We start from the raw sequence: 12,510 nt of genomic DNA on the forward strand, positions 1-12,510 counted from the left end.
CCCATCCTCTATTTTACTTTATTTTATTCACTCTAATCTGTCGATTTTTGTCTGAATTTAGTATAGCATAAATTAGTTTGAAATGTCATTTGTGAAATATTTCTAAACTACATTATTTCTTCTCTCTTAAAATATATAAAATCTTTTCCCACAAGGTCAAATGGCAGCTTATATCCTATTATCTCACCTTTTTTTAAAACTTCCCCTTTTTGAACGTTTAAAACATTAATGTTTTCAATCCTATAAAGTATCCTGCTACCTTGCTGTATGACAACATCAAAAGTTTCACCTTTTTTAATAATTTCTGCTACCTTTCCATCACAGGGACTGAGAATATTAGTTTTCTCTTTAACTATAATAAAAGTTCCTCCATCGTCAGAGGTTTGAATTTGCCCATCTGCAGGATATATGTAGGATGTAGAAGATTGTTTTTTGAGCAGGCTGTCCTTGCTTGTCGGATTTGAGAAAGATAAAGGCTGCAAAAAATCTTCTACCCATTTGACCAGCTCTGAATAAATCTTTTCATCACGCTGAAAAAAAACTTTGGCTTTTTCAAATGGAAAATTTTTAATATGAATATATTTGAACTTTAGTGCCAGGACAAAAAGTAAAATAAGAAACACCAGTATCGCTTTTATTATTGGCACTTTTGAACTCTTCTCTGCTATTTTCTTTTTTCTCATTTTCATTGCTCCCTTCTCAATTATTTTCAATTTAATTTCTATTCTTTCACATAAAAAAAGATGATAGCAAAGCTATCTTGCTATCATCTTCTCTGAATAATTTCCTTGATATCTTCAATTATGTTTGGAATGATATCAATTATTCTCTCGATGCTACTGTTTGCTGAAACATTTAAAAGCCTTATCTGGTCCTGTGTTACAACTAAAAACGCAATTGGCATAACAGAGATTCCAGCACCAGTGCCGCCTGCAAAAAGCGGAATATTTTCGTCGTTTTTATTCATCTTATTACTGTCCTGTTTTATGTCACCCCCACCTGCCACAAATCCAAACGAAACTTTTGAGACCGGAATTATAACAGCTCCAGCCGAACTTTGAACAGCATCACCCACAATTGTGTTAACATCAATCATCTGTTTTAGGTTTTCCATTGTTGTCTGCATAAGCATTTCAATTGGATGTGCCAAGTTTAACACCACCCTTCTGTTTTTTTACTACCTTAAACCAACTGGTCAAAAGCTTCACAGGAAAAATTTTTACATAAACATCTAATTGCAAAACGCTTGATAAAAAATTCTCTCTCAAGAAGGCTTTATAATCAAGCTTGGTATTCTGCCCACATGACATTAATATTCCCCAAATTGAATATATGCTTGCACTTAAAATACTCAAAATAAAAGCATCTGCACACCAGATGCGCGCAAAAATCTTATCTACTTTCACTACAGTAGACAAAAGGAAGATTCTTATAAGGCTAAATATCATCTTGGTAGAAATAGGCTTTAATTTTTTCTTTTTGGTTTCATTTTCAATGGAAAAATGTTTAGCTCTTTTGTGCCCAGAAATTTGAATTTGCTTGTAAAATACACACACATAAATTCCTAAAAGGTAAAACTTTACTTTAACAAAAATTACCTTTTCAACTCTTATCTCTATCAAGAATATTTTTGGCAGGAAAAGATAAATAAAAAATAGCACAAAAGGCAAGAAATACAAGAATGTTTTCAACTTCTACCGCCTATTGACCTTCTCAAACTGCTTTTATTTTATTAAAATTATTGCCACAAAAATAAAAGAGGATACATCAATTTGATGTATCCTCTTGCTGGATTTTTAAAATTTTTTCTTTGAGTTCGTCTATATCTTTAATGCCAAGAGAAGTATAAAAAAGTGAGGTTACCTCATAAACAGCAGGCTTGCCAATTGTATCCAGTCTTCCAGCTTCTCTGATGAGCCCTTTTTCTATAAGGCTTTTTATGACATTCTCGCTGCTGACCCCTCTTATCTTTTCTATCTCCTGTCTTGTAATGGGACCTTTTAACGCAACAATCGATAACACCTCATACGCCGCCTGAGAAAGTGATACATACTTTTGCTCCAAATCAAAGTATTCTCTTATATATCCTGAATTTTCTGGATTGGTAACCAGAACATATCCATTTTCCTGTTCGGTTATTAAAAATCCTCTGTTTTGTTGCAGATATTCCTGTTTTAGCTGCTCGACACAATTTTTGACCTCTTGATATTCTACCCCTAAAATCTTTGCAAGTTTTTGAACATCCAAGGGTTCTGCAGCCAAAAAGAGTATACTTTCAACAACCGATTTTATCTTTGCTGCCTCCATTACCATCATGTTACCTCTTTAAAATCTTTATATCGTCAAACACTTTATCCTGATGAGCAAAGATATGACCAAGCTTGCAAAGTTCCAAAATAGCCAAAAATCTGTAGATAATTTCTTCCTTTGAAATCCCTTTAATGAGGTTGCTAAAATACAAAACCCCTTTTTGTTTAATATACTCAAATACCTGTTTCACAACCTTCAAAATAGATATAGGCTGCCTTCTGGTAATCTCCTGAAGTTTTTGAACGCTCTCTTTTGAAAAATCCTCGTTTTTCTGGACAGCAACCAAATATGCTCTGTAAAGTTTTTTAATATCAAGCTGTATTATAACCTCTTTTTTGTTTTCCTTTAAAAGCAGATAGTCCTGGTTTGTCTTTCTATAGCATTCCTTGTAAGGGTAATTTTCTTTTAAATAGTTGGCTATCTGTTTGTATTTTTGATATTCTCTGAGCCTTTCTACAAGTTCTTGACGTGGGTCTTGCTCTTGTTGAGCTTTTGGCAAAAGCATCCTTGATTTTATCTCTAAAAGTGTTGCTGCCATTACCATGAACTCAGAAACAGAATCCACATTGATTGTATCTAAATGGTTTAGATATGCCAGATACTGGCTTGTAATCTCGGATATTGGAATATCATATATGTTTATCTTCTCTTTTTTTATGAGGTAAAGCAACAGGTCAAGTGGTCCTTCAAAGTTGGGAAGTTTAACCTCAAAGTTCATAACAGACCTGCCCTGTCCTTTGCTTCTTGTAATGTTCTTGATGCTATTTCTCTTGCCTTTCTTGCACCTTCATTTATAACTCCCAAAACATAGTCAAGGTCATTTTCAAGCTCTCTTCTTTTTGACTGAATTGGCTCTAAAAACCTTGAAATATTTTCAAATAACCTCTTTTTGCACTCAACACAACCTATTTTACCCTGTCTGCAGTCCTCTTCTGTCTCTGATACAGTCTCTGGGCTGAATATCTGATGGTATGCAAAGACTGTGCACACTTCAGGATGTCCAGGGTCGTTTTTGCGAATCCTTGCAGGGTCTGTTACCATGTTCATTACCTTTTTCCTTACACTTTCCAAGTCTTCAGAAAGCGCAATTGTATTTCCGTAACTCTTGCTCATCTTGCGCCCATCCGTCCCAACAAGCACCTTTACAGTGTTAAGAATTGCTTGTGGTTCTGGAAAAGTCTGGCCATATAAGAAGTTAAACCTTCTTGCAATCTCTCGTGTCAGCTCCAAATGCGGAAGCTGGTCCTCACCAACTGGCACAAGCTCTGCTTTGTATATCAATATGTCAGCTGCCTGAAGACATGGATATCCCAAAAACCCATATGTTGCAATGTTTCTCTCTTTTAACTCCCTCATCTGGTCCTTGTAAGTTGGACACCTGTAGAGCCAAGAAAGAGGCGTTATCATTGAAAACAAAAGATGAAGCTCAGCATGCTGTGGAACATGCGACTGCACAAATATTGTACATTTTTTCGGGTCAAGACCGCATGCCAAAAGGTCTATAACAACCTGTTTTGTATATTCTCTTAAATTCGAAGTGTCCTCATATCCGGTTGTCAACGCATGCCAATCTGCAACAAAAAAGAAACATTCATATTCATCCTGAAGTTTTACCCAGCTTTCTATAGCACCAAAATAGTTGCCAAGATGCAAAATACCTGTTGGTCGTGTACCAGACAAAACTCGTCTCATCTTTTCATTCTCCTATTCTCCCACAAGATTTTTTGATGTTTATAAACATTTAAGGAAATAACATGACAATAAAATCAATGAAATTGAAAATAAAATATGCTATTGGCTGCAAAACGTATGAAAGCAAAAAAGGTGCAAAAAATATGCAGGCAATCAATATTATTTGCCCTACCACTTCATATCTATAATAAAACTCAACATATCTGTTTGGTGCAAAGATAAACAGAATCTTTGAACCATCTAAGGGTGGTATTGGCAACAAATTGAATATTGCAAGATAAACATTAATCAAATAAGCTTCTTGAATCATAATTTGAAGATATCTATTTGTTATTAAATTGTACTTATCAATATATTTGAGCACAATTGCAAAGACAATTGCAGAAAGAATATTTGCAACAGGTCCTGCTAAGGCTGTCAGCCCCATACCTACTTTTGGATTTCTGTATCTTGTTGGGTCAGTCACAACAGGTTTTGCCCATCCAAATCCAAAAAGAATCAGCGCTATCGCACCAAACAAATCTATGTGCGGAAGAGGGTTTAAGGTTATTCTCCCTTGTCTTTTTGGCAGGTCATCTCCCTGCAAATATGCAACAAGCCCATGGGCTGACTCATGCACAGATATTGCAAACAATAGCCCTGGAATTCTCAAAAGCATTGTGATAATACTTGGCACAGCCATCATAAATTCTCTCCAAACATAATTTTATTAAATCTCCACATCATTTCTCACAAGGTCTTCATATGTTTCACGTTTTACAATAACTCTTGCTTGACCATTTTTCAAGAGTACAACTGCAGGTCTTGGGAACCTATTGTAGTTGCTTGACATAGAATAATTATATGCCCCTGTTGCCAAAATGGCAAGATGCTGACCAGTCTTAAGCTCTGGAAGCTTTATGTCTTTTATGAGTATATCACCAGACTCACAGCATCTTCCTGCAATTGTATAAACTTTTGTCCGCTGCCCCAGAGGATTTTCCACAACATATGCATCATATCTTGCTTGATACAGTGCATAACGTGGATTGTCTGTCATACCACCATCAACAGATGCATAGTTTCTGACATTTGGTATCTCTTTGATACTGCCTATTGTGTAAAGTGTAATACCTGCCTCACCGACAATTGAACGACCTGGTTCTAAAACAACAAACGGTTTTTTTAGCCCTCTCAAGCTGCAAAATTCCTCTACCTCTTCAGAAATTGCTTCTATAAACTTTTCAATCTTAGGTGGCTCATCATGTGCAGTGTACTTTATTCCAAATCCCCCACCTAAATCTAATATATCTACCTGCCAGCCAAGTTCATTTTTAATCTTGAGCATAAACTCAAGCATGACCCTTGCAGCAAGCTTAAATGGAGCTGTTTCGAAAATCTGCGAACCTATATGACAGTGAAGCCCCACTAAGCTCAGCTCTTGTCTTTGCAGCACTTTTTGAACCATAGAGAATGCTTCGCTATTTTCAAGCGCAACCCCAAACTTTGAGTCTATCTGCCCTGTCCTGATAAACTCATGTGTATGAGCTTCAATTCCGGGTTTTATTCGAATCAAGACATCTGCCTTTTTGTTTTTTGTTTTACATATCAGACTTAGCATCTCAAGCTCATCAAAATTATCAAGTACAATCTTTACCCCTCTGTCAACTGCCATCTCAAGCTCATCATATGTTTTGTTGTTTCCATGGAAGAATATCTTATCTGGGTCAAAATTTACAGAAAGTGCAGTGTAAAGTTCACCACCTGACACAACGTCAAGGCCTATTCCCTCTTCTTTTGCTATTTGGCACATAGCCTTTGTGCAAAAAGCTTTTGATGCATAAATTATAAGACCATTTTCTCCAAAATATTTCTGCAGGGAAGACTTGAATCTATTGATATTTTCTCTTATCATTGTCTCATTCATAACATAAAGAGGAGTCCCATACATCTCTATTAAGTCAAGAAGGTCAATTCCTTCCCATGAGAGATTACCTTTTGGTGAAACTTCAAGATTGTATCTTAGCTGCATATATTTTCTCCCCTCGCAATTTTAATGTTGAAAATAATTCTAACATACAATCAAAGAAAAATTCAATATTGCTTGTAGCTAAAAAATCTATGCTGTTTCGATATTTGCCGCATCGTGAAGACTAAACTTTTCTATGGCCATCTCTCTCAATTTATATTTTTGGACCTTACCGTTTGCAGTTGTGGGAAACTCGTTGACAAACACAACGTATTTGGGTGTCTTGTGACGCGAAAGGTTAGTCCTCACAAACTCTTTTATCTCATCTTCGGTTGCAGTGTACCCATCTTTGAGGATTATAAACGCAGCTATCTCCTCACCATAGACCTTATCTGGCACACCTACAACCTGCACATCTTTTACTGCCGGATGTGCATATAAAAACTCTTCTATTTCGCGCGGATAGATGTTTTCTCCACCTCTTATTATCATATCTTTGAGCCTACCAGTAATTCTTAAATATCCGTTTTGGTCAATGTATCCCAAATCACCTGTGTGAAGCCAGCCATCTTCGTCGATGGCTTGTTTTGTTGCCTCCGGCATCTTGTAATATCCTTTCATAACGTTGTATCCCCTTGCACATATCTCCCCAACAACACCGTTTGGAACCTCTTTTTTTGTATGGATATCCACAATTTTAACCTCCACACCTTCAAGCGGTTTTCCAACTGTGGACACCCTAAACTCAAGAGGGTCATCAACTCTTGTTTGAGTTATCACAGGTGATGCCTCAGTTTGACCATATGCTATTGTAATCTCTTTCATATTCATCTTTTCGACAACTTCTCTCATCACCTTGATAGGACAAGGTGCTCCTGCCATTATACCAGTCCGAAGAGAAGAAAAATCGAACTTATCAAATTCAGGATGCTGCAAGATTGCAATAAACATTGTGGGCACACCATGCAAACCAGTGCATTTTTCAAAGTGAACTGTCTCCATAACTTTAAGAGGATTGAAATGGTCAAGCGGCACCATGGTGGCACCTTTTGTCACACATGCGCCTATACCCAAAACAAGTCCAAAACAATGGAAAAACGGAACGGGGATGCACAGCTTGTCCTTGTGTGTAAGTTTCATGCAATCTGCAATTGCGTTTGCGTTGTTGAGAATATTTTTGTGTGTAAGCATAACACCTTTTGGAAATCCGGTGGTACCAGAGGTGTACTGCATATTTATTACCTCATCTGGCTCAAGGCTTTTTTGCCTGTGTATTAGTTCCTCATCAGAAACATTTTTACCAAGTTCAATTACCTCGTGCCAGTTGTATATTCCATCATGACAGCCTTGCCCAATAAAAATTAGCCTTTTAAGATAAGGCAGATTTGGATTTTCAAGCTCTCCTTTTTTGCACGCACTAAGCTGGGGATTTAGTTTTTTGACAATCTCAAGGTAGTTTGAATCTTTAAATCCTTCTGTGAATATTAAAGTGGAACTGTCAGATTGCCTTAGAAGATATTCAAGCTCATATATCTTGTAGTTGGTATTTACAGTAACAAGCACTGCTCCAATCTTGGCCAAGGCAAAAATAGAGATGAGATATTCAAGTCTGTTTGTTGCCCATACAGCTACATGTTCTCCTTTTTGAATTCCAATTGCCATAAAGCCTTTTGCTGCATCATCCACCATTTTTTTAAACTGGGAATATGTAAGGTAAATCTTTTCGTGATGATAAATGACAGCAGGATTGTCAGCAAACTTTGTAGCTATCATATCAAAATAGTCTGGAATTGTCATTTCAATCAAAGACATTTAAGCTACTGCGCCCCCTTAAAAAATGTACAAGCCTTTTACCCTACTTTTAAGGTAAAAGGCTTTTTGTCAATTTTAGATTATTATAAATTTTGAATGCATAAATTGTCAACAATAAAATCTTAAATATACTTCTTGATATGTCCTATTGCACTTTTTTCAATTCTTGACACCTGTGCCTGTGAAATTCCTACAATTCTCGCTACCTCCATCTGGGTTTTTCCTTTATAATAACGCAAATACAAAATTTCTTTCTCGCGCTTTGTGAGCCTGCTAAGAGCATCTTTGAGCGAAATCTCTTCAAGCCAAACATTTTCGCATGATTTGTGGTCGCAGAGTTTTTCCACAACATACATTGTGTCGGTACTATCCTGAAACACTGGCTCATAAAGAGATATCGGTTCTTGAATGGAATCAAGCGCAAAAACAAGCTCTTCTTTGGTGATTGAGAGTTCTTTTGCTATCTCTTCTAATGTCGGCTCTTTTTGGTTATTATTTATATATTTTTCCTTTATTTTTAAAGCTTTATATGCTGTATCTTTCAAAGACCTCGAAATTCTCATAGAATTGTTATCCCTCAGATATCTTCTTATCTCCCCGATTATCATCGGCACCGCATAAGTTGAAAACTTTACATTCTGAGAAAGGTCAAAATTGTCAATTGCCTTTATAAGACCAATGCACCCTACCTGGAACAAATCGTCTAAGTTCTCGCCCCTGTTTGCAAACTTTTGTACAACGCTCAAAACAAGCCTCAAATTTCCTTCAATAAAAATTCGTCGTGCTTCTTTGTCCCCTTCTTTCATTCTTTTTAAAAGTTCAAGCTTTTCTTCATGGCTCAAAACGGGGAGTGTTGATGTGTTCACACCACAAATTTCTACCTTGTTCAATTTAATTACCTCCCCCTTTTTTTAACTTTGCGCTATGGTTTATTATTAACCTCGGGGAAGGCAATTATTCTAAAATAGATTTTCATATTATATAATCTTTGCCAGCTCTTTTTTGAGTCTTGTTATAATCTTTTTTTCCAAGCGCGAGATATAGCTTTGGGATATCCCCAGCATATCTGCAACCTCTTTTTGAGTCTTTTCTCCATCATCTCCAAATCCAAACCTCAGTTCAACAATCTTTTTTTCCCTGGACGGAAGTTTTTGAATTGCTTGCAAAAGCGCTTCCTTTTCTACATTGTTCTCAATTCTGTTGTAAATTTCTTCTGTATCAGTTCCAAGTACATCAGAGAGTAAAAGTTCATTGCCATCCCAGTCAACATTCAGTGGCTCATCAATTGACATCTCAAGCTTTTTATTTGAATTTCGTCTTAAAAACATCAAAATCTCATTTTCTATGCATTTTGAAGCGTAAGTAGCAAGTTTTATATTCTTGTTTGGATTGTATGTATTTATTGCTTTAATCAAGCCTATTGTGCCTATTGAAACAAGGTCTTCAAGATTAACCTTTGTATTTTCAAATCTTTTTGCAATGTAGACAACAAGTCTCAAATTTCTTTCTATTAAAAGCTTTTTCAACCCTTCTTCTCCCTGGTAATGAATCCTGTATAGAATCTGGGCTTCCTCATCAGGCGTAAGAGGTGGCGGAAGTGTGTCACATCCACCAACATAGAAAATCTCCATAATCTGATTTTGTGAAAACTTAAAGCCAAGCTTCTCCAAGGTTTTCAAAACATAACGCAAAATCTTAGACTCAAGTTTCATAAAAGTCATACCTCCTTTCAAAAAAATCAGATTAAATCGGGACCCAGTAGTGCCGAGTACTTGTTTGAAATCTTTTTATCGTACAGAGCAATTGCCACATCTTTTTTTATCCATGTGCTTTTGTTCTCTGATACATAAAACTCATCTGGTATAACTCCTATCAAAACCCCATGTTCCTGACCAATTGAATTGTAAGGTATCAAAACAATTCTGTTTCCCAAAAGCTCCTGAAGTTTTTCAAGGTCTTTTGAACAGATATCTTTCGCATCTTCACCCATCTCAAGAAGCTTTTTTTCAACAATTACAACAGGTTTGCCCGAAAAAGGTTCTCTCAAGTTATTCCCTGTATCCACATATCCAACACAGCTGTACTCTGAATCATTTATCTTGAATTTTATATACCTTATGAGTGAATCTTTATAGACCTTTTTGATTATAAGCTCATGTGAGAGTTTGAAAACAATCAGGGAAATCCCAAGCGCAAGAAGTACATTTTTTAGTTTTAGCTGCATTGTGTACTCAATACTATTTTGCGAAATGTAATAAAGAAAAAATCCCATCCCACCAAACATGATTGTAACAAGGTAAAAACTGAGAAACTGTCTGATAAATCCAAAAAAGTTTTTTGGTAAAAAGGTAAGATAAACAAAAGAAGCTGAAACAATTATTTTTCCAATCGGAGAGTATAAAAACTGTAGAGGCTGATAAAATTGAAATAGCGAATAAAAAGCTCCAAGTACGCTTACAAGTAAAATTTTAAAACTGTTCACATTAGTTTTAAGTAAATATGATGTCACAAGCAGAATAAAATAGTTTATAACTAAATTTTCTAATATATATACATCTGCATAAATAATCATCTTATCCTATCAACTCTTTGTCCTCAAAAGGGGCATTTCTAAGTAATAATTATATTCCTGCAGAGGCAAAAATTATGTCAAAAAAGTTTTACCCATATCTTCTTGACCAAAACAAATTTTCAACAAATTTTGGCAAAAAGCAAGCTATAATTTTCTGTGCTCAGAGATTTATTTTTTGATAGCTATCATTTCGATATTATGCTAAAATTAAAATTGCGGTAATCCTAATTTAAATTTAAAAATAATTTTTTGTGTGATATTGAAAACGATTTCTGCAATGGTAAAGAGGTGGTTACCAATGACATTAAGGCTTCCAAAGCTGATAAGTGATGGTATGGTTCTTCAAAGAAATAAAAAGGTAAAGATATGGGGCTGGGCTTTACCAGAAGAAAAGGTTATAGTGCACTTTTTGGATAAATCATACTCTGCTATTGCAAACAGCGACGGCAAGTGGGAAGTGACTTTGCCTGAGCTTAAAGCAGGAGGACCCTATTTTATGGTAATAGAGGCATCCCAAAAAAGTATCACTATAAACAACATACTAATAGGGGATGTGTGGGTTTGTTCTGGCCAGTCAAATATGGTTTTACCCATGGAAAGAGTAAAAGATATCTATGAAGAAGAAATATACAGCTGCGACAATCCCTTTATAAGACAGTTCACTGTACCTGATAGTTACAACTTCAAAGGTCCACAAGAAGATTTGCCACAAGGTAGCTGGGAAGAACTTTCTGAGAAGACTATTCTTCGATTTTCAGCTGTGGGGTACTTTTTTGCCAAAGCATTATTTGAGAGGTACCGTGTGCCAATAGGCCTGATTAAAGCATGTGTTGGTGGAACACCGATAGAGGCATGGCTCAGTGAAGATGCGCTAAAACAATTTCCTGAAAATCTGAAAATACTTGAGCAGCTGAGAGTTGATGGGTATATTGAAAGTATTAAGAAAAAGGAAGAATCTGAAATAAGTGCCTGGTATGAAAACTTAAACAAAAACGATAAAGGGATGAAGCTTGCTTGGTTTGACCCTGATTATGATGACTCTGACTGGCAAACTGTTAATCTCCCGGCTTCTTGGAAAGAAATGGGGTTAGACTCTTTGAAAGGAGTAGTATGGTTTAGGAAAAAGGTAAATGTACCTGCTTTTATGGCTGGAAAGCCTGCAAAGCTTTATATGGGTACAATAGTGGACAGTGACCATACCTATGTTAACGGGACCCTTGTAGGTTCAATCTCATATCGCTATCCTCCAAGAAAATATGAGATTCCTGCAAACTTGCTTAAACCAGGTGAAAATGTGATTGCCATAAGAGTTATAAGTAACGATGGTAACGGAGAGTTTGTCAAAGGCAAACCCTACAAACTCTTCACCAAAGATTACCAGATCAGCTTAGAAGGCGAGTGGAAATGCAAAGTTGGTGCAGAGGCTCCAAAACCTCTGCCACCCATGACTTTTTTTGAGTACAAACCTGCAGGACTGTTCAATGGTATGATTGCACCGCTTTTGAAATTTGCTATTAAAGGTATCATATGGTATCAAGGTGAATCAAATACTGATAATCCTAATGGATATCACGAGAAGTTCAGTGCTTTAATAACTGACTGGAGACAGAAGTGGGGGCAGGGTGATTTTCCTTTCCTGTACGTTCAACTTGCAAACTTTATGGAGGCAAAGTCCCAGCCATCAGAGAGCAAGTGGGCACAGCTCAGAGAAGAGCAGCGAAAAACACTTTCTGTCCCAAACACAGGCATGGCCATTGCCATTGACTTAGGGGAATGGAATGACCTGCATCCTTCTAACAAAAAAGATGTGGGAGAAAGGCTTGCCCTGCTTGCTCGAAAGATTGCCTATGGAGAAAAGGACATTGTTGCCTCAGGACCACTTTACAAGTCTATGAAGATTGAGGGTAACAAGGTGATTATTGAGTTTTCGGAGGTTGGCAGTGGTCTTGTTGCAAAAGGTGGCGGTGAGCTTAAACACTTTGCAATTGCCGGAAGTGACAAGAAATTTGTGTGGGCAAAGGCCATTATAGAAGGTGATAAAGTTGTAGTGTGGAACGATAGTATTTCAAACCCTGCTTATGTTCGATATGCATGGGCTGACAATCCAGAAGGAGCAAATCTTTATAATAAAGAAGGGTTGCCTGCTTCTCCGTTTACAACAGAAGAGGAAGTATAG

At 36.6% G+C, this 12,510-nt stretch carries 13 protein-coding genes; 1 reads left to right on the plus strand and 12 read right to left on the minus strand.

The features are described from left to right. Positions 1-107: 107 nt before the first annotated feature. From OTK01_RS09405 to OTK01_RS09460, 12 genes are all read right to left on the minus strand, one after another. Entirely contained in the window at positions 108-683 is a 576-nt protein-coding gene (locus OTK01_RS09405) for a M23 family metallopeptidase (protein WP_013433121.1), read from the minus strand. 83 nt (positions 684-766) lie between these two features. Continuing rightward, complete coding sequence (gene ytfJ, locus OTK01_RS09410; RefSeq protein WP_013433122.1) at positions 767-1,150, minus strand: GerW family sporulation protein; 384 nt, start codon at positions 1,148-1,150, stop codon at positions 767-769. Continuing rightward, positions 1,134-1,691, minus strand: coding sequence for a hypothetical protein (locus tag OTK01_RS09415; protein ID WP_013433123.1), 558 nt, complete (start codon positions 1,689-1,691; stop codon positions 1,134-1,136). The genes ytfJ and OTK01_RS09415 overlap by 17 nt, the downstream gene beginning before the upstream one ends. Before the next feature lie 76 nt (positions 1,692-1,767). Next, the gene (gene scpB, locus OTK01_RS09420; protein WP_029229106.1) at positions 1,768-2,313 is read right to left on the minus strand and encodes an SMC-Scp complex subunit ScpB; all 546 of its coding nucleotides are present in this window, start codon (positions 2,311-2,313) and stop codon (positions 1,768-1,770) included. A gap of 4 nt (positions 2,314-2,317) precedes the next feature. Continuing rightward, positions 2,318-3,028: a segregation and condensation protein A gene (locus OTK01_RS09425; RefSeq protein ID WP_029229107.1), complete on the minus strand. Its 711-nt coding sequence runs from the start codon at positions 3,026-3,028 to the stop codon at positions 2,318-2,320. Further along, complete coding sequence (gene trpS, locus OTK01_RS09430; protein ID WP_013433126.1) at positions 3,025-4,002, minus strand: tryptophan--tRNA ligase; 978 nt, start codon at positions 4,000-4,002, stop codon at positions 3,025-3,027. Before trpS ends, OTK01_RS09425 begins: the two co-directional genes overlap by 4 nt. 49 nt (positions 4,003-4,051) lie before the next feature. After that, on the minus strand, positions 4,052-4,687 hold the full coding sequence (locus tag OTK01_RS09435; RefSeq protein WP_029229108.1) for a site-2 protease family protein: 636 nt from the start codon (positions 4,685-4,687) through the stop codon (positions 4,052-4,054). 24 nt (positions 4,688-4,711) lie between these two features. Next, positions 4,712-6,013, minus strand: coding sequence for a diaminopimelate decarboxylase (gene lysA / locus OTK01_RS09440; RefSeq protein WP_029229109.1), 1,302 nt, complete (start codon positions 6,011-6,013; stop codon positions 4,712-4,714). Between the two features lie 87 nt (positions 6,014-6,100). Beyond that, positions 6,101-7,762: an AMP-binding protein gene (locus OTK01_RS09445; RefSeq protein ID WP_029229110.1), complete on the minus strand. Its 1,662-nt coding sequence runs from the start codon at positions 7,760-7,762 to the stop codon at positions 6,101-6,103. A gap of 122 nt (positions 7,763-7,884) precedes the next feature. After that, positions 7,885-8,652 carry an RNA polymerase sporulation sigma factor SigG gene (gene sigG, locus OTK01_RS09450; protein WP_029229111.1) on the minus strand — a complete coding sequence of 256 codons (768 nt, stop codon included), beginning with the start codon at positions 8,650-8,652 and terminating at the stop codon, positions 7,885-7,887. Between the two features lie 87 nt (positions 8,653-8,739). Then, the gene (gene sigE / locus OTK01_RS09455) at positions 8,740-9,474 is read right to left on the minus strand and encodes an RNA polymerase sporulation sigma factor SigE (RefSeq protein ID WP_029229112.1); all 735 of its coding nucleotides are present in this window, start codon (positions 9,472-9,474) and stop codon (positions 8,740-8,742) included. Between the two features lie 26 nt (positions 9,475-9,500). Next, entirely contained in the window at positions 9,501-10,334 is an 834-nt protein-coding gene (locus tag OTK01_RS09460) for a sigma-E processing peptidase SpoIIGA (RefSeq protein WP_029229113.1), read from the minus strand. A gap of 298 nt (positions 10,335-10,632) precedes the next feature. Between OTK01_RS09460 and OTK01_RS09465 the strand changes: the two genes are divergently transcribed. Next, complete coding sequence (locus OTK01_RS09465) at positions 10,633-12,510, plus strand: sialate O-acetylesterase (protein ID WP_029229114.1); 1,878 nt, start codon at positions 10,633-10,635, stop codon at positions 12,508-12,510.

Source organism: Caldicellulosiruptor acetigenus, assembly GCF_026914305.1.
Lineage (GTDB): Bacteria > Bacillota > Thermoanaerobacteria > Caldicellulosiruptorales > Caldicellulosiruptoraceae > Caldicellulosiruptor > Caldicellulosiruptor acetigenus.

Excerpts from the sequence above, each read along its gene's own strand:
- OTK01_RS09405 (WP_013433121.1), bottom strand. The coding sequence starts at position 683 with ATGAGAAAAAAGAAAATAGCAGAGAAGAGTTCAAAAGTGCCAATAATA.
- OTK01_RS09465 (WP_029229114.1), top strand. The coding sequence starts at position 10,633 with ATGACATTAAGGCTTCCAAAGCTGATAAGTGATGGTATGGTTCTTCAA.
- trpS (WP_013433126.1), bottom strand. The coding sequence starts at position 4,002 with ATGAGACGAGTTTTGTCTGGTACACGACCAACAGGTATTTTGCATCTT.
- OTK01_RS09460 (WP_029229113.1), bottom strand. The coding sequence starts at position 10,334 with ATGATTATTTATGCAGATGTATATATATTAGAAAATTTAGTTATAAAC.
- OTK01_RS09425 (WP_029229107.1), bottom strand. The coding sequence starts at position 3,028 with ATGAACTTTGAGGTTAAACTTCCCAACTTTGAAGGACCACTTGACCTG.
- scpB (WP_029229106.1), bottom strand. The coding sequence starts at position 2,313 with ATGGTAATGGAGGCAGCAAAGATAAAATCGGTTGTTGAAAGTATACTC.
- OTK01_RS09435 (WP_029229108.1), bottom strand. The coding sequence starts at position 4,687 with ATGATGGCTGTGCCAAGTATTATCACAATGCTTTTGAGAATTCCAGGG.
- sigE (WP_029229112.1), bottom strand. The coding sequence starts at position 9,474 with ATGAAACTTGAGTCTAAGATTTTGCGTTATGTTTTGAAAACCTTGGAG.
- OTK01_RS09445 (WP_029229110.1), bottom strand. The coding sequence starts at position 7,762 with ATGTCTTTGATTGAAATGACAATTCCAGACTATTTTGATATGATAGCT.
- lysA (WP_029229109.1), bottom strand. The coding sequence starts at position 6,013 with ATGCAGCTAAGATACAATCTTGAAGTTTCACCAAAAGGTAATCTCTCA.